This window comes from Mycobacterium sp. BMJ-28, assembly GCF_054404835.1.
The window spans coordinates 188,953-211,245 of the sequence record NZ_CM136783.1; the positions used below are offsets into that span (position 1 = coordinate 188,953).

The 22,293-nt window shown below is 68.6% G+C and carries 13 protein-coding genes; 3 read left to right on the plus strand and 10 right to left on the minus strand.

Features of this window, described 5'->3' with window-relative positions; all coding sequences use genetic code 11:
- Window positions 1–2 precede the first annotated feature (2 nt).
- Window positions 3–1,004, plus strand: a complete 1,002-nt coding sequence (locus tag ACXPWS_RS00920) for a DUF4331 family protein (protein WP_458710639.1) — start codon at window positions 3–5, stop codon at window positions 1,002–1,004.
- Here the strand turns inward: ACXPWS_RS00920 and ACXPWS_RS00925 are convergent.
- On the minus strand, window positions 1,001–1,909 hold the full coding sequence (locus tag ACXPWS_RS00925; protein ID WP_458710640.1) for an MBL fold metallo-hydrolase: 909 nt from the start codon (window positions 1,907–1,909) through the stop codon (window positions 1,001–1,003). The two genes, ACXPWS_RS00920 and ACXPWS_RS00925, sit on opposite strands and share 4 nt — an antisense overlap.
- Window positions 1,910–2,069: 160 nt before the next feature.
- Between ACXPWS_RS00925 and ACXPWS_RS00930 the strand changes: the two genes are divergently transcribed.
- Window positions 2,070–3,215 (plus strand): ankyrin repeat domain-containing protein, encoded by a 1,146-nt coding sequence (locus ACXPWS_RS00930; RefSeq protein ID WP_458710641.1) that lies wholly within the window; start codon window positions 2,070–2,072, stop codon window positions 3,213–3,215.
- A gap of 90 nt (window positions 3,216–3,305) precedes the next feature.
- Here ACXPWS_RS00930 and ACXPWS_RS00935 read toward each other — a convergent pair whose 3' ends face one another.
- The 3 genes from ACXPWS_RS00935 to ACXPWS_RS00945 all read right to left on the minus strand — a co-directional run bounded on the left by ACXPWS_RS00935 (window position 3,306) and on the right by ACXPWS_RS00945 (window position 11,001).
- Window positions 3,306–6,479 (minus strand): arabinosyltransferase domain-containing protein, encoded by a 3,174-nt coding sequence (locus ACXPWS_RS00935; protein ID WP_458710642.1) that lies wholly within the window; start codon window positions 6,477–6,479, stop codon window positions 3,306–3,308.
- A gap of 29 nt (window positions 6,480–6,508) precedes the next feature.
- Complete coding sequence (locus ACXPWS_RS00940; protein WP_458710643.1) at window positions 6,509–9,766, minus strand: arabinosyltransferase domain-containing protein; 3,258 nt, start codon at window positions 9,764–9,766, stop codon at window positions 6,509–6,511.
- Between the two features lie 74 nt (window positions 9,767–9,840).
- Window positions 9,841–11,001 carry an alkane 1-monooxygenase gene (locus ACXPWS_RS00945; RefSeq protein ID WP_458710644.1) on the minus strand — a complete coding sequence of 387 codons (1,161 nt, stop codon included), beginning with the start codon at window positions 10,999–11,001 and terminating at the stop codon, window positions 9,841–9,843.
- Between the two features lie 258 nt (window positions 11,002–11,259).
- Here ACXPWS_RS00945 and ACXPWS_RS00950 point away from each other — a divergent pair, with 258 nt between their 5' ends.
- A complete protein-coding gene (locus ACXPWS_RS00950; RefSeq protein WP_458710645.1) occupies window positions 11,260–12,750 on the plus strand; it encodes a GMC oxidoreductase in 1,491 nt (496 codons plus the stop codon).
- A 4-nt stretch (window positions 12,751–12,754) separates the two neighbouring features.
- On the opposite strand, the gene ACXPWS_RS00955 is transcribed toward ACXPWS_RS00950, so the two are convergent.
- From ACXPWS_RS00955 to ACXPWS_RS00980, 6 genes are all read right to left on the minus strand, one after another.
- Window positions 12,755–14,353 carry a DUF7159 family protein gene (locus ACXPWS_RS00955; protein WP_458710646.1) on the minus strand — a complete coding sequence of 533 codons (1,599 nt, stop codon included), beginning with the start codon at window positions 14,351–14,353 and terminating at the stop codon, window positions 12,755–12,757.
- A 184-nt stretch (window positions 14,354–14,537) separates the two neighbouring features.
- On the minus strand, window positions 14,538–17,750 hold the full coding sequence (locus ACXPWS_RS00960) for an arabinosyltransferase domain-containing protein (RefSeq protein ID WP_458710647.1): 3,213 nt from the start codon (window positions 17,748–17,750) through the stop codon (window positions 14,538–14,540).
- Window positions 17,747–19,606, minus strand: coding sequence for a galactan 5-O-arabinofuranosyltransferase (locus ACXPWS_RS00965; RefSeq protein WP_458710648.1), 1,860 nt, complete (start codon window positions 19,604–19,606; stop codon window positions 17,747–17,749). The genes ACXPWS_RS00960 and ACXPWS_RS00965 overlap by 4 nt, the downstream gene beginning before the upstream one ends.
- Entirely contained in the window at window positions 19,606–20,385 is a 780-nt protein-coding gene (locus ACXPWS_RS00970; protein ID WP_458710649.1) for a decaprenylphospho-beta-D-erythro-pentofuranosid-2-ulose 2-reductase, read from the minus strand. The genes ACXPWS_RS00965 and ACXPWS_RS00970 overlap by 1 nt, the downstream gene beginning before the upstream one ends.
- Before the next feature lie 19 nt (window positions 20,386–20,404).
- Window positions 20,405–21,805 carry an FAD-binding protein gene (locus tag ACXPWS_RS00975; RefSeq protein ID WP_458710650.1) on the minus strand — a complete coding sequence of 467 codons (1,401 nt, stop codon included), beginning with the start codon at window positions 21,803–21,805 and terminating at the stop codon, window positions 20,405–20,407.
- Between the two features lie 40 nt (window positions 21,806–21,845).
- Entirely contained in the window at window positions 21,846–22,247 is a 402-nt protein-coding gene (locus tag ACXPWS_RS00980) for a GtrA family protein (RefSeq protein WP_458710651.1), read from the minus strand.
- Window positions 22,248–22,293 lie beyond the last annotated feature (46 nt).

Here is a 22,293-nt window from a genome sequence, read left to right on the forward strand (position 1 = left end):
CTATGTCGAACCATTTCACCGGCCTGTCGCTCGGTCCGCCGCTGGGCGATCAGCGCCTCGATCTATGCGATCTGTACGCGTTCCAGTCACCGGCCAACCCGGCCAACACCGTGCTCATCCTCAATGCCAACCCCAGCGCCGATGCCCTGCATCCGGGCGCCATCTACCGGCTCGCCATCGACAACGACGGCGACCTGCGCAACGACATCGCGTTCAGCTACGTGTTCTCCGAACCCGTGGACGGGCGCCAGACCGTCGGTGTCTACCTGTCCGCCGACGAGCAGGCCGAATCGCCGGAAGCCGTGGGGGAGAAGATCTTCGACGCGGTACAGGTGTCCTTCGGTAAGGATCCGGTGATCGCACGCGAGGGCGAGTACCTGTTCTTCGCCGGCGCCCGCAGTGATGCGTTCTTCTTCGATTTCGACGGGATCAAGAACCTGTTCGACATCACCGGCGGACGCAACTTCACCGCCCCGCATCTCGGTGACGAATCGCCCTGGACCGGAGTGGATTCCAACACCGAGGCCAACGTGATCGCGATGGTGCTGGAGCTGCCGACCGTGAAACTCCTTGCCGATCCCGACATCCGGATCTGGGGCCGGTGCAGCGTGCGCCGCGACGGCGAGCTGGTGCATGTGGACCGGGCCGGGCATCCTTCGGTGAGCAGCTTCTTCAACACCGACGAGACCAAGGAGGAGTACAACGCCAGCGAGCCCATCGGAGACCGCGGCCGCTGGCTGGGCCAGTTCATCCACCTGCTCGGGCACACCGGCGGATATTCACATGACGAGGCCGTGGCGGCGATCGATGCCGAGGGGATTCTGCCCGACATGCTGGCCTACAACCCGGCGAAACCGGCCAAGTACCCGAACGGCCGGGTGTTCACCGATGACGTCATCGACTACCGGCTGGCCTCGCTGACCAAGGGCGACTGTCCGCCCAGCGGGCTCCGTCCGCACACCGACACCCTGGGCGTGTTTCCCTACCTGGGCACCCCGCACTAGGTCGGAGCCAGGCCCAGCCAGTCGTCGACCATGAACGCGTCCCCGCGGGCGACGATGGTCGCGCCGCCATGGCCGGGGTAATGGGCCGGGATCACCGCGGCACGCCGCCGGGCCGCCTCGGTGAAAACCCGGTGCCGAGTGGCGGCCGCGGCCGGCCCGTCTACGTCGAACGCGCACGGGTCGGCGGGCCGCGGGATCTGGATGGGGCAATGGGTGAGGTCGCCGACCAGTACGGCGGGCTTGCCCGCGTCCAGCCACACCACCGAGGACCCGGGTGTGTGCCCGGGCGCCGGGCGCAGCCACACCGACTCGCTGAGCTGATACTCGCCGGCGAACAGCTCGACCTGGCCCGCCGCGTGCACCGGCGCGATGCTGTCGTCGAACACCAGTGCCGTGGCGTCCGTCGAACCGGCGCCACCGGGCTCGAAGTACCGGAAGTCGTTCTCCGGCAACAGGTATCGCGCGTTGGGGAAGAACGGGTCCCACCCGTCCCCGATTCGCCAGGTGTTCCAGCCGACGTGGTCGCTGTGCAGGTGGGTGTTGATCACCACGTCCACACTGGCCGGGGTGACACCGGCCCGGGTCAGCGCCGCCGGGAAATCGGTGTCCAGCTGATTCAACGCGGACACGGCGCGCTGCCTGCCGTTGCCGACTCCGGTGTCCACCAGGATTCGCAGCCCGTCGACGTCGATCACCCAGGACTGCACGATGACACGCCAGCGCTGGGTGTCCGGGCAGTAGAAGGTGGGCGCCAGCAGGTCGGCCTGTTCGGTCCAGGCGTCCGTTGGGGTGTCGGCGAACAGCGCGGCCGGTACGTCGAAGGTGGTCTCCACCACCCGGGTGAGTACCGCGGTGCCGAGGTGCACATGCTCGGCGCAGCCGGCGGGCAGCTCAGGGTCGGCCATGCCCCGACGGTACGGCCGTTTCGGGTATGTTGCGGTGAAGGCGCGCAGGACCGCCCGACGTCCGCTCGAAGGGGCCCAGCCCTCCTGCAGCAGTACCGACCGAGACCCACCTCTTCTCGGCCCGACTTCGCGGACGCCGGGCTTGCGAGAGGAGGCCGTCGTGGCCAGCACACTGCCCAACAATCCGTCCCTGGACCGGCTCCGTGCCGATGCCCGTGCCCTGCAGCGAGCCGAGATCGCCTCGGGTCATGAGCATTTCGCACTACATGAAGCGCAGTTGGCGACGGCGCGGCGGTACGGCTTCAGCGGATGGCCTGCGCTGGTGCGCTATCTGCGGGTCGCCGCCGGCCTGAGCCTGGACCCCGGCCGCATCGAGACGGACACGCTGGAGCCGGCGGACCGGTTCTGCGCCCTGGCGGCCCTGCGTTACGACGGCGCCGACGCGCCACCCCGGTGGCTGGGCGCTGCCGAATTGCTCGGCGATCATCCCGATCTGGTGGGCCGGCACATCTGGGCAGCGGCCGCGGCCGCCGATCCCGACGCGGTGCGGTATCACCTGCGCACCGCCCGGGCCACCGACAAAGGTGGCCCGTACGGCTGGTCCCCGCTGATGTATCTGGCCTACAGCCGGGTGCCCGGCGCGGCGGTGGCGACCGCGCGCCTGCTGCTCGACGCCGCCGCCGACCCGAACGACGGCTATCTGTGGTGCGGCATGTCCACCCCGTTCACTGTGCTGACCGGGGTGTTCGGTGAGGGAGAGCAGGGCCCGCGCCGACAGCCTCGGCATGCGCAGGCCGACGAGCTCGCCGCACTGCTGTTGGATCGCGGCGCGCACCCGGTGGATCAGCAGACCCTGTACAACCGGATGTTCTCCGCCGATGACTCGCATCTGCTCCTGCTGTTCGCCCACGGGCTGGCCGACGCGGCGCCGGGTCCGTGGGAGCGTCGGCTCGGTGAGGCGATGGAGACCCGCGCGCAGATGTGGCAGCGCCAGGTGGACTGGGCCGCCGAGCACGGATTCGCCGACCGGCTTGCACTGCTGGCCCGGCACGGCATCGACGCCTCCACCGCGGAACTGCGGCCGGTGCGGTTCCCGGCCGACCCGAACCACCGCGATGCCGACGGCGCCACCCCGCTGCACCACGCGGCCTGGGACGGCGACCTGGAGCTGATCGGGCGGCTACTCGAGGCCGGTGCCGACCCTGGCATCACCGATCTGAGATTCGATGCGACACCGCTCGGGTGGGCCGAGCACGCCTACCAGACCGAGGCCGCCGAACTGCTCCGCGACCGCACGTCACCCTGACCGGCCGCGAGCGTGCGCAAAATGCCACTAAGTGCGGCGCGTCGGTGTGCAGACACGCACTCTCGCGGGGGGCGGGGGAAGGGGCGGGCGTTACGGCTTGATCCGGATCCGCCCCGGCGAGTAGAGGCCCGAGTGCGTCTGCGTGCCCAACTCGATCTCGGCGGGTTCCGCGTCCACGATGGTCTTGAACTGGCGCAGCGAACCCCAGTCCCGGCCCCAGTCCTTGTTCAGGTACGTCGCCATCAGGTGCGCCCGCAGCAGCACATCGGTGATCCCCAGCAGACCGCCGTTGATGCCGTCCTGCCAGGTGTCGGTGTCCTTCATCTTGGCGTTGTAGTCCGGCGTGATCCGGTACTTGGGCACATCGGTCACGCCGTTGGCGTGCAGCATCGGCTGCTGGCACGGGAAGGCCAGGCCGACGGCCCAGTCCATCAGCACCGGCTGCTGCGATCCGAGGTATTCCTGGATCGTCTTCACCTGCGGAACCCGGGGCGGCGTGATCGCCACCCAGTCACCCTGGGACAGCGACTTGTCCTCGGCGACGACGCGGACGAACGTCGCGTCGGCCGGGATCTGGCTGCGGTCGTAGCGCAGATTGCGCCAGGACGGCAGCGGGCCGATGTCATACGGCGTCACCCGCCCCGCCGGTACCGGCGCGCCGTCGGGTCCGGGGCGCCCGTACTCGAGCTCGACCGGCTGGCCCTGGGTGAGGCCGTTGAAGATGCTGTTACCGGTGATGGTGCCCGCCGCGGTGACGACCACCAGCGGATGCCCGGCGTCCGGTGGCGGCAACTGGTACCAGGCGGTGGCCAGCCGGGCCTCCTGCTGCGCCGGGCCGTCGGCGAAGCTGCCGGCCAGCGGCACCCGGGTCGGGTCAAGGCCGTACGGCAGCGGCACGGTCGAACCGTTGATACCGGGCGCCTTGAGTTTCGCCGGTGCGTCCCAGTCGTAATCGGTGCCCGGCATCGGCAGGGTCAACCGGATCGCTTCGGCGACAATGTGATCCGGGACGCCGTTGGGGGTGAAGCCGACCGGCTTGACCCCGCCCAGCGGACCGAGGGGGCCGTAGTCACCGGGCAGCGCGGTCAGGAAGCCCTGATTCGGGTCCGGTTCCACCAGCACGTTGTCGGCCAGTCCGCAGCCGCCCGCGAAGGCTTCGAGATTCGACGACGCGTTCGAGTAGGTGCCGTGCTGGCGCACCACGCCGTACAGCATGGACGCCACGAACACCGTGACCATGAAACCGGCCGCGACCGGTATCGGCGCGGCGGTCAGCCACCGGATCACCCGGGGGTCCTCGCGCTCACCCGGTGACATATGCAGCCAGAACGCCCACACCGCGGTGATCAGGAACAGCGCGAACAATATTGCGCTGACCGTGATTCCGCCGAGCTGGGGCTTGTCGTTGTTGAACGGGACGCCGTAACTGGACACGTACCACCACCCGTTGGTGGTGGCGAAGCACAGGGCCAGCACGAACAACACGGCAGCGGTGAACGCCATCCGGTTACGGGCAGATCGCAGCACCGCACGCGAGGCCAGCACCGTCACCACCGCCGCCATCGCCGCGCCCACCGCGGCGAACAGGCCGAAGTGGTGCACCCACTTGGTGGGGGTGAACATCAGGCAGAACACGGTCGCGAAGATGATCCCCATCAACCGCCACACCGGGCCGCGGGCCACCCCGGGGATCTGCTTGCGGCGCAACATGATGAACATCGACGCGAACAGGCTCAGCGCGGTGATCATGAAGCCGAACCGGCGCGACACCGAACCGTCGACGGTGGGCAGGATCAGGTAGTAGTAGCGCAGGTTTTCGGTGTACCACTCCTGGCTCGGCCCGATCGCGGTGCGAATCCTGGTGGCCTCCAGCACCGTTGCCAGCGTCTGATCGGCGAACACCACCGTGAGGATGACGGTGCCCGCGGCCAGCAGCGGCAGGATCAGCGGCCACAGCCCGAGCTGACGGCGGCGCTGTACCAGGATGCGCAGCACCGGGCGGCCACCGGCCAGCAGGGCCGCCACCGCGATCAGCCCGGTGGGCTGGATCCCGAGGGTGAACGCGGCGGAGATGATCGCCATGGCCGCCGGGGTGAGCCGCCCGGACATGACGGCCCGCTCGATCAGCACATAGGTGATCAGCGCGCCGGTGGCGATCTGGCCTTCCGGGCGCAGGCCGTTGTTGAACGGCATCCACGCGCCCATCAGCACGAAGCCCGCCGCCCACAACGCGGGCCGGCTCGCGATGACCGCCGGCCCCAGTCGGGGCAGCACCTCGCGGGACAGCAGTAGCCAGCACACCAGCGCGCACACCAGATCCGGCAACCGCATCCAGATACTGGCATCGCTGACGTGCGTCATCAGCGCCAGCAGGTTGTAGAACCAGCCGAACGGGTCCTCCGGGCTACCGAACCAGCGGAAGTAGTTCGACATGTATCCGGCGTGGTCGGCGACGCGGGCCATCTGCAGGATGTAGCCGTCGTCGGACGAGTTGGCGCCGAGCACGTGCCACAGCAGGAATCCGCCGACCACCACACCGTCGACCGGGGTGACCGTACGCCAGCGGGTCGGGATGAGCCGCTGCATGCGGCGCCCATCCGTCTGGTCCAGGCGCCACAGGGCGAACAGCGCCACCACGGTGGCCACGATGCCCAGCAGCATCGCGGTCAGTTTGAGCGCGGTGGGTTTGGTGGTGAACCGGGTGTCGATCGTTGCCGATAGTGAAAGCCCTTGCGGGGCAGGACCAGTCAGCTCGGTGAACACCCCGACGATGCCGGGGCGCAGGTTCGGGTCGGCGAACCCGCTGCGCAGGTCCTTGCCGTCGGGTCCGGGCAGGCCGACGAAGGTGGCGAACGTGCCGTCGGCCGACGAGGTGATCTCGATGCGCTGACATGTCGCGGCTTGCGCGCGCGGCACGCTGGCGATCACCACGTTGCGGTCGGTGATGTCGACGCGGGCATTCGTGACGTTGACGAACAGCGCGTTGAGTGCGGCCTGTTTACCGGCTTTCGGCGCGGTGCCGAGCACCATGGCCCCGGCCGGCGGCGCCGACCTGATCACCGTGCACGGCACCGTCACCGTCATGTTCACCGGCGTCTGGGTGATCAACGGCGCGGTGACGCTGTTCAACTGTCCGGCTTGCGGCCAGTTCAGCGTCGCGGTGGTCTGTGCCACCGGCAGCAGCGGAGTGGCCACCGCGCACAGGAACCCGACGAGGCCGGCGATCATCGCCACCCAGCGGGTCACCTTCACGTCGTCCTTCATGGCCCCACTCACGGACTGCATAGCCCCGGTCACGGCAGTGCCCTGATCGGTCCGGGCCTGGTCCACCCGAACACCCGCTGGGTGCCCTGTTCGATTGCGGCGACCGGCGCCTGGGCCGACGGCACCACCGGGTCGTAGCGCTCGAGTGAACCCCAGTCCCGATACCAGTCGTTGCGCAGATACGTCGGGATGGCCGAGGTGCGCAGCAGTGCCTGGATGAACAGGAAGGGGCCACCCTTCTGGGCGGACTGCCACATGTTCGACGACACCACCACTTGCTTGATGTTGGGCAGGATGCGGTACTGCGGAAGCTCGGCGACACCGAGGTGTTGCGAGAACGGCCGCTGGCACGGGAAGTTCGCGGCTGTGGCGATGTCCAGCATCACCGGGGTCTGCGATCCGAGGAACTGCTGGGCGGTCTGCAGTTGCGGCACCCGCGGCGGGGTGAAGCCGAACCACTGATCGTCGGACAGGTTGGGATCGTCGGCCACCAGCCGCGCCACGTTGGCCTCCGGCGGTGCCCACGCCAGCGGGAATCGCAGGTTACGCCAAGCGTATTGGGCGAACACGTCGATCGGCTGCACCGAGTTCAGGGCCTGGTAGCTGCCGTCGGGACGGTGCACACCCCACTGGAGTTTCAGCGACTGTCCGTAGTGGAAGTCGCCCTCCTCGTCGTAGTACCAGATGGCTCCGGCGGCGGCGACGGTCACCAGCGGGCGGTCCTCGGTGCGGGGCGGTAGCTGGTACCAGGACGAGGTGGCCTTGGCGGCCACCCGTCCGCCTTCTGCGCCGGGCTCGTTGTAGCTGCCCATCACCGGGGTACGGGCCGGGTCGAGCCCGAACGGCAGGAACACATTCGAGCCGTTGACGCCGACGGGCCCGTATCCACCGCCGGTGCCCGCGGCGTAGGCGATGCCGACGTTGGGCTTGTTGGGGGAGCCGTCGGAGTTCACCGTGCCGGGATTGGCGACCACGGGTTTGGGGGGCTCCAGGGTGTTGCTGATACCGGTGGGGGTGAATCCGACCGGATTCTCACCACCGAGCGGTCCGTACCGGCCGAAGGTCTGGCCCGGAACCGGTTGCAGCATACCGGCATTGGGGTCGGACTCGACCAGCACGTCGTCGGCCATCGCGCAGCTGGTGCTCGACAGCCCGGAGCTCAAGGCCGAGAGGTTGGCCTTGGCGGTGGTGTAGGCGGGATAGCGCTGCACGAAACCCTTTGCCATGGAGCCCGCTTCGAGCACCACCATGATGATGGCCACCACCAGCAGCGGGGTGGAGGCCAGTGCGCGGTTGCGGCGGGTGTCGGCCACCTCGGTGTGTCCGGCGTAGTCGATGCGGAAGTGCAGCCAGCCGGCGATCAGACCGGTGAGGATGGCCAGTGCCAGGAACATCGTGGTGACGGGCTGACCGGCCAGCACAGGCTGGCGGTCGAACCAGGGCACGCCGTAGTTGCCGGTGTAGAACCAGCCGTTGATCCCGGAGGTGGCCCAGGCCAGCACGAACAGCAGGGCGGTCACGTACAGCGCGAGGTTGCGGCGGCTGTGCAGACCCACCCGGGCGAAGGTGAACGCCGTCACCGCACCGAACGCGCCGGAGATCCCGGCGAACGCGCCGAACTGCACCGCCCACTTGGTCGGGGTGAAGGTCAGCAGCAGCAGGCCCACCGCGCAGATCCCGATCAGCCGCCAGACCGGGCCGCCGGCCAGGCCGGGGATGCGGCCCTTGCGCAACAGCACGGCGATCATGCCGAACAAGCACAGCATCAGCACCAGCACCGAGAACCGGCGGCTCAGCGACCCGTCGGTGCTGTCCTCGACGGTGAGGAAGTAGTAGCGCAGGAACTCCTGGTACCAGGAGATGGTGGGACCGACGGTGTATTTGATCCGCACCGCCTCGGCGACGGTGGCCAGCGTCTGGCGCCGGAACACGATGATCGCCAGCACGGACGCGGCGGCGGCGAACGCGGCCACCGCGGGCAGCACGGCGCGCCGGTCCCGGACCACACCGACCACGGCGCGGGCTCCGACCAGCAGCGGGGCCAGGGCGAGCAGGCCCTGCGGTGCCAGTGTCACCGTGAACACGGCGATGACGATGGCCAGCGCGGCCGGCCACAACCGGCGCGCCCCGATGGTGTATTCGACCAGCGCCCATACCGCGAGCACACCGAAGGCGATCAGCGGTTCGGGCCGCAGACCGTTGTTGAACGGGAACCAGGCGGCCAGGAACACCGCCGCCGCGGTCCACACGGCGATGCGGTTGACGGTCAGCAGGCGCCCCATCCGGGGTATCAGCCAGCGCGACAGCAGGATCCAGGTGCCGATGCCGGCCAATAGTGCGGGCAGCCGCAGCCACACCCCGGCCGTGCTCACGGTGGCGAGATGTTTGAGCACCAGTTGGTACCAGTCGAACGGGGCTTCCGAGGCACCGAAGTAGCGGTAGTAGTTGGCCACGTAGCCGGCGTCCCCGGACACCCGGGCCATGGTCAGGTTGTAGCCGTCGTCGGACGAGATCGCGCCGACCACGTGCCAGAACACCAGACCGCCGACGACGGCGACATCGGCGATCCAGATCGCCGGGCCGACCCGCCAGAACCGGCGCCAGCCGTGGCGCACCCGGTGCCCGGTGCGGCGGTCCAGCACCGCCAGCGCCACGATCGAGATCAGCACGCTCAGCAGGCCGAGGTCCATCACCACGGCCTTCAGGGCGGTCGGCTTCGAGATGAACCGGGTGTCGATGTCGACTCGAGCGCTCAGCCCGGCTTGGGACGCGACCTTGAGATCGGTGAAGATCCCGGCCACCTGAGGTTTCTTCTCGGCGGCCGCGGTGCCGGCCGCGCCGGGGATCCCGATGAAGTCGGCGCCGACGCCGCCGGAGTTGGCCCACACGTGCAGCGTGCTGCAGGCCCCCGAGTTGACCGCGGCGCGCGGCGCGACGGCGGTGACGGCGTCACGGAACGCGACGAACACGGTGTCGGAGGTGGCCCGCACGAACAGGCCGTTGCGGGTGGCGTCGATACCGCCGGCCGGGATGGTGGCGAACACCAGACCGCCGGAGGCGGGCAGGGTGGCCACCGTCAGGCACGGGATGGAGACATCGAGGGCCAGCGGCGCGCCGGAGACCAGCGGCGCGGTCAGATCACCGACGAATCCGTCCGCGGTCGGCGCCTGCGGCCACGTGATGGCGGCGGTGGTCTGTTTGACCGGAAGCAGCGGGGTGAGTGCGCATAGCAGCAGGCCGACGATGCCCGCGATGATGGCGACGAGTCGGGCAGTCCTGGCGGGCACGATGCTCGAGAGTAGGCGACGTAGCTATGGGCTCCACCGGGCGACCCGCGGCGGTGGCCGACTTTGTCGGCGGGTTACGCGAGCCCGGCGCCCGAACGGGATCGGGCCGGGCCGACAGCGGCCCGACCGGCGTCACCGCCGTAATGGGCCAGCACCCGGTGGTCCATGGTGCGCCGCCAGATGGGTGTGCACCAGGCCAGCAACAGCATCGTGCCGTACCCGTGCGGGAGCTGCGGGGCCTGGTCGGCGTGCCGCAGGGTCTGATATCGGCGCTGTGGGTTGGTGTGGTGGTCGGAGTGCCGCTGCAGATGGAACAGGAACACGTTGGCGATCAGCGTGTTGCTGTTCCAGGAATGCTCCGGCCCGACTCGTTCGTAGCGGCCACTGGCCAGCCGCTGCCGGCGCAACCCGTAGTGCTCGAGATAGTTCACCGACTCCAGCAGGCACACCCCGATGACGGCCTGCCCGAGCAACCACGGCGTGATGACGGGGCCGAACCACACGATCAGTCCGACGAAGATGGCGAGAGTCAGCAGCCAGGCGTTGAGCACCTCGTTGCGCAGGCTCCACTTGTGTTTGCCGGCCCGGGCCAGGCGTTCGCCTTCCAGCCGCCACGCCGACCGCAGGCCACCCAGGACCGAGCGCGGGATGAAGTGATACAGCGTCTCCCCGAGGCGGGCGCTGGCCGGATCGTCGACGGTGGCGACCCGGACATGGTGGCCCCGGTTGTGCTCGACGTAGAAGTGCCCGTAGCCGGTCTGCGCCAGCGCGAGCTTGCTGAGCCGTCGTTCGGCGGCGGCCCGGCGGTGACCTAGCTCATGTGCGGCATTGATTGAGATTCCGCCCACAATGCCGACGGTGAGCATCAGCCCGGCGTCATCCACCGCGTTCATCGAGACCCAGCCGCCCCCGCTCCACAGCCAGCACGCGAAGATCAGGGACAGGTATTGATTCGGCAGGTAGAGGTAGGTCACCCAGCGGTAGAACGCGTCGTCTTCGAGCCATTCCAGGGTTCGCTCGGACTCACCGGAGGTGTCGGTTCCCACCAGGTGGTCCACCACAGGGACGATGATGAAGGCCATGACCGGCCCGATCCACCAGAACACGGACTGGCCGGTCAGTTGGACCAGTAGCCACGCCAGCGGCACCAGGCCGGGCACAATGGCTCCGAGCAGCCAGAGGTATCGCTTCGCGTCACGCCACGTAGGCGTGCGGAGCCCCTCTTGATCTGCCACGTTCTGTCCTCGGGAGTTGAAGCGTGCAATTAGCTGTGATGACTATTTAACCTGGAATCTGGCGCTACGCAAAGGCGAGCGACCGCCAGGTGTGTATTTGCTGAGAGGGTGTGCGTGACACTACCGCAATCGAAGTTGACCAGGCGTAAATTTCTGGGCGCTGCCACTGGAATCGTCCTCGGTGGTGCCGGCGCCGGGGCGTACCTCCTTTCACAACCGGAACATCGCGCGCCGCCGCGGCAGCATTACCGTGCCATCGTGGTCGGCAGCGGCTACGGCGGTGGCGTGAGTGCGCTGCGGCTGGGACAGGCCGGTGTGCAGACCCTGGTGCTGGAGCGGGGCAGGTTGTGGGACACCCCCGACGCGGACGGCAAACGGTTCACCAAGATGCTGCCCGCGGACACCCGCGCCGGCTGGTTCTCCGATGTCCCGCCCAGCATCGTGACGTCGTTCCGCGGGGTGTCCATCGACGCGGTCGCCGCACAGAATCCGTCCGCACAGCCCAAGCAGGCCGGCATCTGCGAGAAGGTCACCCACGGTGCCCACCACGTGTTCCGCGGGACGGGGGTGGGCGGCGGGTCGATGGTGAACGCCGCGATCGCGGCCATCCCCACCCCGGACCAGGTGCGCGCCGCGTTCCCCGATATCGATCCGGCGGAATTCCTCGGCACCTACATCGAGCGGGCCAAGTCCGCGCTGCGCATCAGCTACCGGAACATGGACTGGTTCGAGCAGACCCCGTACTTCCAGTACGCCCGCACGGGCCGCAAGTACGCCGACACCGCCGGATACCAGGTCGACTACAACGGCAGCGCGTACTCGTTCGACTACATGGTGCGCGAGGCCAACGGCGAGGTGCCGCTGTCGGCCCTGGACTGGGAGTGTCAGTTCGGCAACAACTACGGCCGCGACGGCAGCGTCGACGCGACCTACATCGCCGAGGCGGTCAAGACCGGGAAGGTGACGCTGCAGCCGCTGACCGAGGTCACCGGAATCCGGCGGGAACCCTCCGGTGAGTACGTGGTGTCCACCCGGCGTATCGACCGATGGGGCGCAGAGCAGTCTCGCGACGAAATCGGTTGTGAGCAGCTCTATCTGGCGGCCGGCGTGCTGGGCACCAACCAATTGCTGTTGCGTGCCAGGGAGACCGGGGCGCTGCCGGATCTGTCCGATGAGGTCGGCCGGGGCTACGGGAACAACGGCGATGTGATGGTCGCGCACAACACCAAGGACGCCGATCCGGTCGGCACCAAGCAGTCCCTGCTGGGCATGATCAACCTGGACGGCCGTGACGATCCGGACAATCCGGTGTACGCCAGCATGTTCTCCTTACCGCTGCCGGTGGAGACGAATGCGCTGGGTTACTACGTGATGGTCAAGACGGGCGATCGCTCCGACATCACCTTCGACAAGGCCTCGGACTCGATCCGGATTGACTGGCCGCAGAGCCACACCGATCACCTGGTCGAGCGGGCCAAGATCGTGTTCGACAAGATCACCCAGGCCAACGGTGTCGACTATCGTGACGACCTGTTCTCCGGAGAAGTTTTCGCCTCCAACACCGTTCACCCGCTGGGCGGCTGCGTGCGGGGCAAGGCCACCGACGGCTTCGGCAGGGTGAACGGCTACGACAACCTGTATGTCAACGACGCCGCACTGATTCCCGGCTATATCGGCTGCAATCCGTACATGTCGATCACCGCGCTGGCCGAGCGCAACATCGAGGCGATCCTGGCGGGCCGGCACTGAGCCGCTACTGAGGAGCGGGAGCTTCCGCTGGCAGCGGCTGATCGACCGGTGGTGCTGCCGCGTCCACCGGTGGCGCGCCCGGCGGCTGGTAATAGGGGGTGTCCGGCTTGGGCACGTTCACCCCGAAGTGCGCGTCCTCGTTCTGCCGGTCCGGCCGCACACCGTCGATGATGTCGCGCAGCGGCGGAAGATTGATCGGCTTGTCGGTGACCGGCGGCACGGCCGGAAGGTCGACCGGCTGATCGGCGCGGTCCAACGCCGGCGGTACGACGGCCTGGGCCACCTGGAAGGCGGCGTTGTCGAGGGCCGGATCGGCCGTCGCCGGGTTGGCCGGGACGGCGCCGGGTGTCAACGCGCTCAACGGATTCGCACCGGGCGCGTTGCCCCCGTGCAGGCCCAGGTTCAATGCGGCCAGCTGGGGGCCGGCGACCGCGGCGAGCAGCTGCAGCGGATTGGGCGGCGCGGGCGCTGCCGGCGCTGCGGGCGGCGCGGCGACGGTCACCGCGGCCGGGATCACCGGCGCTGCGGGCGGCGGGGGCAATTGCGGGGGTGCGGCCGGTGGAGGCTGCGGCGCCGCCTCGGGTTTGGCCTCCACGACGGCTGCCGGCGCCACGTCGGCCGGGCGGGGTTTGGCTTCGGCGGTCTCTGGGGCACCACTGTCGCGGAACTGGCTGCCGATGAACATCGAAAGGGCCGCAACGAAAGCCAGCACTCCGGCGCCGACCACGGCCTGTAACACCCGAACCTGGCGGGAGCTGTCGGCGGCGACGGCCGGGGCGGGTGCGGAGGCGTCGGTGATCCCGGGAATGGCCATCAACTTCGCCGTGCGTGGCACGAACACCGCCGGTGGTGCCGCGCCGGCACCGACGGCGATCGCGGACCGCGCCCCGACGACGTGCAGGCGCCGGTGGGCGCCCGCATTGGTCAGGGCGGCACCGTGCGCGAAGGCCAGTGCGGCGTGCTGCGGAATGGTGACTTGCGACGACAAGGTCGAATTGAGCTCTCCGGCGAGCATTCCCGTGAGCATTCCGGCCGAGCCCGCGGCGAACACCGCGACCTGGTCGGCTTCGGCGGTGCACTCGGCGCAGGCGCCGCGCACCGACAGGGCCAGTTGCCGGTGATCGGCGGCGTCCACCACCCGGCTGCGCATCCGCCGCACACCGCCGGCACCGGCGTGCATGACCGCGATATATGCCACGGGTGCCGCGGTGCCTTCGATCAGGCAGGCGGCCGCGCAGCTCTCGCCGGTCGCCGCGGCCATCTGCTCGACGAAGGTCTCGGCGGCGTCGCAGCCTGTCACGGCAACGACATTCGTGAGCCCTACCTCGCCGAGGGCCTCCACCAGCAACTCGGCATCGGCGGCCGCGGCCTCGGTCCAGGTGACGGCGATCCGTTCCACGGTGTGCCCGCCCGCCGCGGCCACCCCGTAGGTGCCCAGCACGGCGTTCACGACATGTTCTGTGACAGTGGCGCTTTCGACTCCACCACCGTGGTCGATATCGAAGGTGTCCTGATCGATCAGGGCACCGTCACCGCCGGACGCCTCGACCAGAACCAATCGGACGCTGTCGACCGTCAGCGCCACACCTAGGACGACGTCCATTACCACCGAGTCCCTGTCTGTCTTTTTCCGTGCGCGTGACGTCGTTGTCAGCAAATGATCCGACGCACCAGAAGTGCAGTCCCGCAGTCCACGATAGCGGGCACGCCGGAATGCGGCCTTTTCCTTAACGCCGGCTTAGAGCGGGATCAGAACTCTGCCAAGGAAATACGCGCAGGCACTCGGTTCAGGAGGGGCGAAGCGGTGCCGGACTCCACAATCCGCTGCGGGTGGCGGTGCCCAGATCGATACGCGCCGCCGCGGCGCCGGGATAGAACGGCGTGAGTTGCTGCAGCGACCCCCAGTCGCGGAACCAGTCGTTCTTCAGATACGTCGGCACCGGCGTGGCACGCAGCAGCAACTCGGTGATCCCCAGCGGACCACCGCCGAGGTAGTCCATCACGGGCGAGTTTGCCTCGGCGCCGAACCGGTCCGGCAGGATGCGCCACTTGGGTACGTCGGTGACGCCGTTCTGATGGCCGAACGGGCGCTGGCACGGGAACGCCAGGCCCACCAACCAGTCCAGCAGCACGGGGTCCGAGGAGCCGACCACCTCTTGCAAACTCCGCAACTGCGGGATGCGTGGCGGGGTGACCGCAATCCAGTGTTGCGGTGCCAGATCATCATCGGTGGCAATCAGGCGTATCTGGGTGGCGTCCTGCGGTATCGCCGACATCGGTGCCCGCAGGTTGCGCCACGCCGGGGCCGCACCGACGTCGGCGAAGCCGAGACCGCCGCCGGCGGTGCCCTTGGCGGCCTGCTCGTCGGTGGCCCACTGCACCACCACCTCGCCCGGATCGAACCGGCCCGCCGCGGCGACCACCAGCAGTGGGCCGCGTTCACCGCGGGGCGGCAGCCGGTACCAGGACGAGCGCAGCGCGGCCGGCTGCTGGGCGCCGGGACGCCAGCTACCCATCACCGGGGTACGGGCCGGGTCCAGGTTGTACGGCAGCCGCGCCCGGGAACCGTTCACCCCGGCCGCGGCGGTGGTGCCGCCTTCGGTGCCGGGCTCGCTCGCGGTGTTCGGGCCGTTGTCGCTGTCGGCGAAGTTGGTGCCGCCGGGTTGTTCCATCACCGGGTCGGCGGAGACATCCGCGGGAATGCCACTGGGACTGAAATTCTGCGCGGTCACCCCGCCCAGCGCGTCCGCGACCGGTTTGTCGACGGGCGTCAGCAGGCCGATATTGGGATCCTGCTCGACCATCACGTCATCGGCGAGGCCGCAGGTTTTCCCGGTCAGGGCGTCCAGGTTGGACCGGCCCACCGACCACGCCGGGTACTGCTCGGTCGCGCCGAGGGTCAGCGACAGCACCTCGAAGATCACCACCACCCACGCGGCCACCGCCAGCGGGGCGCTGGTGAAGCGGGCCCACGGCCGGGGCCGGTCCCGGCCGGAGAAGTGCAGCCACGCCGCCACCAGTAGGGCCAGCACGGAGAGCCCGAGCAGCATGGTGGTGAAACCGAAATGCCATTCCGGGAACTGATTCGACCACGGCACACCGAAATTGGAGACGTACCACCAGCCGTTCACGGTGGCGAAGGACAACGCCATCATGAACAGCACGGCCGCGGTGACGATGGTGCGGTTGCGTTTGGACTGCATGGCCGCGGCCGTCACCGCCACGGCGGCCAGCGCGCCGAGCGAGCCGGCCAGCCCGGCGAACACCCCGAAGTGGTGCGTCCACTTGGTGGGGGTGAACATCAGCGCCAGGAACGAGATGATGGTGATCCCGATGATGCGCCGCGCCGGACCGAGCGCAGTACCGGGAATCCGGCCCTTGCGCAACGTCATCGCCACCGAAATGGCAAGTGCAAGAACCAGGGTCAGCACGGCAAAGCGGCGGGCCACCGACCCGTCCGGGCTGGTGGTGAACAGCCGCTCATACCGGATGTGCTCGTCGAACCAGCTCAAACTCGGCCCCACCAGGGACTTGAACGTGCTGGCCTCGATCTCCCCGGCCAACGTCTGGTCGCGGAAGATCAGCACGATGGTGACCGTGGCGGCGGCCGCGATGGGCGCCAGCAGCGCCAGGTGTCCGAAGCGGGAAGTGTGCGCGGCCACAATGGTTCTCAGTGGCCCGACGGCGACCAGCAACGCACCGACCGCGGCGATTCCGGTGGGGCCGGAGAACAGTGTCAAGGCACCGATGACGATGGCGATCGCCACCGGCAGCAGCCGGCTGGTGGCCACCCCGCGCTCCACCGAGCACCAGGTCAGCAGGATGCCCAGCGCGATGATCGGCTCCGGCCGCAACCCGTTGTTCAGCGGCAGCCAGAACGCCAGGAACATCGCCGCCGCCGTCCAGGCCGCGGCCCGGCTGTGTTTGACGGCGTGGCCCAGGCGCGGGATCACCTCACGGCTGATCACCCACCAGCAGGCCAGGGCCATCACCAGGGTGGGCAGCCGCACCCACACGCTGGCGGTGGACACGTGGGTCCACAGCGCGAGCAGGTCGTAGTACCAGCCGAACGGGGCTTCCGCAGTGCCGAACCAGCGGTAGTAGTTGGCCATGTAGCCGGCGTGCTCGGAGACCCGGGCCATGGTGAGGATGTAGCCGTCGTCGGCGGTGTTGGCGCCGACGAAATGCCACCACACCAGGATCGCGGCGACCAGTCCGTCCAGCGGGCCCATCGACCACCAGCGCGGGGGCAGGGCTCGCCGCGTCTTCACGCCGTCGGCGACGTCGAGGCGGTGCAGGGCGATCAAGGAGATCGCCGTCATGGCCACGGCCAGGATCATCGCCAGCATCTTGATCCAGGTCGGCGAGCTGCTGTAGCGCGAGTCGATGGTGGCCGAGAACGTCAGCCCGGGCGGGGCGGGGCCGGACAGGTCGGTGTAGACGCCGACGATCTGCGGCCGGAAGTCATACCCGCCGCGTTCCCCGCGCAGCGGTTTACCGGGGGCGTCACTGTCGGGACCGTTGACCAATCCGACGAACTCACCGGTGACCTTGTCGGCGTGTGCGGTGAAGGTGAGCCGCTGGCAGGCAGGGCTGAGCACCTGGCTCAGCGGGGCGCTGACCACCGGGGTGTTGCGGACGATGACCAGCAGATCATTGCCGACCCGCTCGATGAGCAACCCGCGGTCGACGGCCTTGGGGGCCTGCTTGGGCACCGTGGACAGCAGGATGTTGCGGCTACCGGCCAGGCCTTCGGCGGCGCTGCACGGGATCGAGATGGTCAGATCGGTGGCGACGTAGCCGATCAGCGGTGCGTCGACACTGGCCAGGGTGTCGTTCTGCGGCCAGTTCAGCTGTGCGGTGGTCTGGGTGACGGGCAAAAAGGGGGTCGCCACCGCCAGCACGGTGCCCAGCAATCCCGTGACGATGGCGATCAGCCGTGCGGTCCGGTGGTTCGTCACGGGTGAAGATGCTAGCGGGGTGCGCGCGGGGCTGGTCATGACCGGATCGCCACCACGAACGGACCCGCGGTGGACACGTCCCAGCGCGGGTCGTCGAAGATGGCGGAGTTGAGCTCCACCTGGTAGCGCTTCACGTTGGGCTGGTTCGGGTAGACGTCGGCCGCCAGGCGCAGCGTGTAGGTGTCGGGTCCGCCGCGGCGCATCAAGAACACCGTGGGCGGCGCCCAGGGCAAGGTATCGAGAGCGCCGATCAACTGGTCGGGTTTGGTAAACAGGGCCCAGCTCTCGATGGCCGCCGAACGTTGCTTGAACTGCGCAAGCGGATTGGCGTAGTGCGACGTCAAGCCCTGGAACCCGTAGTACGGGTAGTACGACAGGAAGCTGTAGTCGGCGGTCATCACCACGGTGTCGCGCGGCGGACGGCCGGTGACGTGCTGGATGCGGGCGTCGATCTGCCGGTAGTACTGCTCGGCGCCGGGCGGGCGCCGGTCGGCCCGCAGCCCGTAACCGTCGGTGTCGGTATAGGCGACGTTGATATCGGAGCGCAGGACGTCGGGCACGTCCTGGGTGAACGTGATGGCGCCGATGACACCGATGGTCGCGGCGACGGCCACCACGTGCCGGCCGGGATGCTGGAACCGCGCGGTCGCGGCCCGGGTCGCCGCGATGAAACCGAAAGCGCCGGCGGCCGAGAGCAGCACGCTCAGGGTGGGCTGCAGCCGGAACGACAACAGGGTGGTACCGACCAGCGTGGTCAGCATCGACAGCAGTGACCATGCGTAGACCGACAGCACGGCGACGGCCAGGGCTCCGGCGCGGGTGGAGGTGCGGGCGTAGATCACCAGCCAGACGGTGCCGAGCAGGCACAGCGCACCCAGCAGGGTGGTCTGGAACATCGGAAAGGTCAGGACGGCAGCATCATTGGGCAGGTAGTGGAACGCCGTCCCTTTGTCCGAGGGGGTGCCGTGCGCCAACGCGAGAAGGTAGGGCGCCCAGCCGACGAACATGATCGCGACGGCGATGCCGCCGATGACGGCCAGCCGCAGCAGGGGTTCGACACTGCGCCGGGCGATGGCGATCAGGAGCGCCATCAGTGTCACCGTGAAGGCCGCGTACGCCAGCAGCAGGGTGTAGGTGAGTGCGGCGGCGCCCAGGAACATCCCGACGCCCAGGACCGCGCCCCAGCCACCGTTCCTGCTGCGCCCGCCGAGCCCGGACCAGGCCAGCACGAAGATCGGTGGCAGCAGCACCGTGATGACAGCCGCGTACGGCTCGGTGGAGGTGTATGCCAGCGTGACGACGGCGGTGGCGGTGGTGACCACCAGTGCGGCCTCGAACCGGATCATCGCCTTCCACAGCACGAAGGCGACGGCGATCGCGGCGGTGATCGAGACGATCGCCCACGGCTTGTACATCTCCCAGGCCGGCGTGCCGGTCAGGGCGGCCAGCCGGCCGCCGATCCAGAACCAGCCGGGCGGGTACGCCGGTGGCAGGCCCTGATAGGTCATGTCGTGCAGGGCCGGGCTGTCGGCCAGCCGGGTCAGGTACTCGGTACGGAACTGCTGATCGACCGAGATGCCGAACAGGTAGAGCTTGGTGGCTCCCAGCGGCATCGCCAGGGTGACCACCGACAGCGCCGAGATCATCGACACTGCCGCGATCCGGGCCAGCACCCGCCGGCCGCGGCGCCACAGCAGGCCGGCGCCGAATATCCCGGCCAGCGCGACCACCTGGCCGACGGTGGTCAGCGCATGCAACTGGTTGGACGAGTTGTACGCAGGCCATTCGACCCGTTCGATCGCGATCAGTGCGACGCCCGTGACCGTGGCCGACAGCAGGACCGCGACCACCATCTGGCTCACGACCCGTGCCGGGTCGGCCAGCACGGTGCGCATCAGATAGGCAGCTTGCGGAAGATGGGGCGCGGGATGTGCCGCAGCACCGACATCAACACCCGCACCTGCCCTGGCGCCCACACCAGGCTCTTGCCCTTGGCCGCAGAGCTCACCGCCAACTCGGCGACCTGCTCCTTGTCCACCGTGAACGGCGCCTCCTTGGCGCCGGTGGCCTTCCAGTGCTCAAGTGTGGTGGTGGTGCGCACCTGCCCGGGCCGGATCACCAGCACATGAACGCCGAACTCGCGCAAAGCTTCTCCCAGTCCCAGGTAGAAGCCGTCCAGCCCGGCCTTGGTGGAGCCGTACACGAAGTTGGAGCGGCGCACCCGCTCGCCGGCGACCGAGGACATCGCGATGATCTGCCCGAAGCCCTGGGCCTTCAGCTTCTCCCCGACCAGCACACCCACCGACACTGCCGCCACGTAGTTGATCTGGGCGACGGCCACCGCCTTGGCCTGGTTCTGCCACAGTTCCTCGGCGTCGCCGAGCACCCCGAACGCCACCACCGCGACATCGACATCGCCATCGGCCCAAGCGGATTCGATCACCGCGGGATGGGACTTGGGGTCCAGGGCGTCGAACTCCAGGTACTGCACCGACTTGGCGCCGGCGGCTTCCAGTTGGGCGATGGCGGCGTCGCGCTTGGGTGCATCGGGCAGGTCGGCCAGGATGACCCGGGCCTTCGCGTTGCGCAGATAGCGCTCGGCGATGGCCAGTGCGATCTCGGATGTCCCGCCCAGCAGGAGGATGGTCTGTGGGTTGCCGGTGGCGTCGATCATGTTTACGCGGTGTGCCTTTCTACAGCAGTTCGAGACGGCGGGCCATATCTGAGGCGAAGACACCGTTCGGATCGGCCTTGCGCCGCACGGCGATCCATTCATCGATGCGCGGGTACATCCGGTGGAACTTCTCCGCGCTGACCCGGGAGTCCTTGGCGGTGTACACCCGGCCGCCGAACTCCATGACGCGGTCGTCGAGTTCGTTGAGGAACTGGTTGACGCGCGGGTTGTTCGGGAAGTCCATGGCCACGTTCCAGCCGGCCATCGGGAAGCTGAGCGGTGCCCGGTTGCCCGGGCCGAACAGCTTGAACACATTGAGCGCCGAATAGTGGCCCTGGGTCTGGATCCACCGGATGATGTCCTTGAAATCGTCAAGGGCATTGGGCGGCACCAGGAACTGATGCTGCGCGAAACCGGCTGGGCCGTAGGCATATTGCCATCCGGTGGTGATGTCGAGCATGTGGTAGAACTGCGTCAGGTTGACGATCTTGCCCTGGTAGTTGCCACTGACCCGGTAGAACGCCTCGCCGACCAGGCCCAGCGACAGCTTGTTCATCACGCTGACCGGGAAGAGGTTGGGCACCGCCGGCAGCTTGGGCGCGCTGAACTGCAGCGGGTCCTTGGCCAGCTTCGGTGGCAGTTGATCCAGCTTGGCCAGACTGCCCCGGCTCACCGCGGCGCGGCCCAGTTTCGGCGGCGGGTTGATCAGGTCGAACCACGCACTGGAGTAGGTGTAGTTGTCCTCACTGCCGTCCTGGTGCACGGCAACGGTCTCATCGAGGTCGGCGGTGGCGATACCGTCGGCGATGAAGTAGGCGGTCTCGGTCCGGGTCATCGCGATGCGGGCGCGGATGACGATGCCGGTCAACCCGTTTCCGCCGATGGTGGCCCAGAACAGCTCCTGCTCGGGGCCGTCGGGGGTCAGTGTGTGCACCTCGCCGTCGGCCATCAGCAGATCCAGCGACAGCACGTGATTGCCGAAGCTGCCCGCGCTGTGATGGTTCTTGCCGTGGATGTCCGAGCCGATGGCACCGCCGACCGTCACCTGCCGGGTGCCGGGCAGCACCGGAACCCACAGGCCGAACGGCAGGGCGGCCTTCATCAACTGGTCCAGGCTGACCCCGGCGTCCACGTCGGCGACCGCGGTTTCGGCCGACAGCGAATGGATGCGGTTCAGCCGGGTCATGTCGACGACGATGCCGCCGCCGTTGCCCGCCTGGTCGCCGTACGAGCGGCCCAGTCCGCGCGCCACGATGCCGCGGCGCAGATGGGACGGACTGGTGGCGCCGGCATCGGCCACCTGCCGGACCGCCGCCGCGATCACCTCGACGTCGGGCGTGGACAGGACGTGCGCGACGGTGGGCGCGGTCCGGCCGAACCCGGTCAGGGATCGGGGCGTGAGGGGAAGGTCGGTAGACATATCAGTGCCAGACGATACCGGTCCGGTTATCGGGGCGGATTTACCTCAACCGGAATATCACCGCGCGCTGCACCACGAAGTTGATGACGGTGGCGGTGCCCTGGGCGATCACGAAGGCCACCGGTACCTGCCAGGATTGCCCGGCGAACTTCAGATAGAACACGTAGTTGATGCCTACCTGGACCGCGTAGGTCAGCGCATACAGCGCGATCACCGCGAGGAAACGGGCGGTGCTCGGCGGGGCCTGGAACGTCCACCGGCGGTTGATCAGGTAGGCCGTGGTGGTACCCGCGATGAAGCTCAGCGTCTTGGCGACGTTGACCTGCAGCCCCAGCTTGAGGAACAGCACGTACAGGCCGAAGTCGACACAGGCCGACAGCCCTCCGGTGACCAGGAATCGCCACGCTTGGGTCTTCAGGCTCAGTGCTGCTGACTCGGTCATCGCCGGGAAGCTTAACCGCGGCGCACCCGGGTGCAAGGCTGCGACA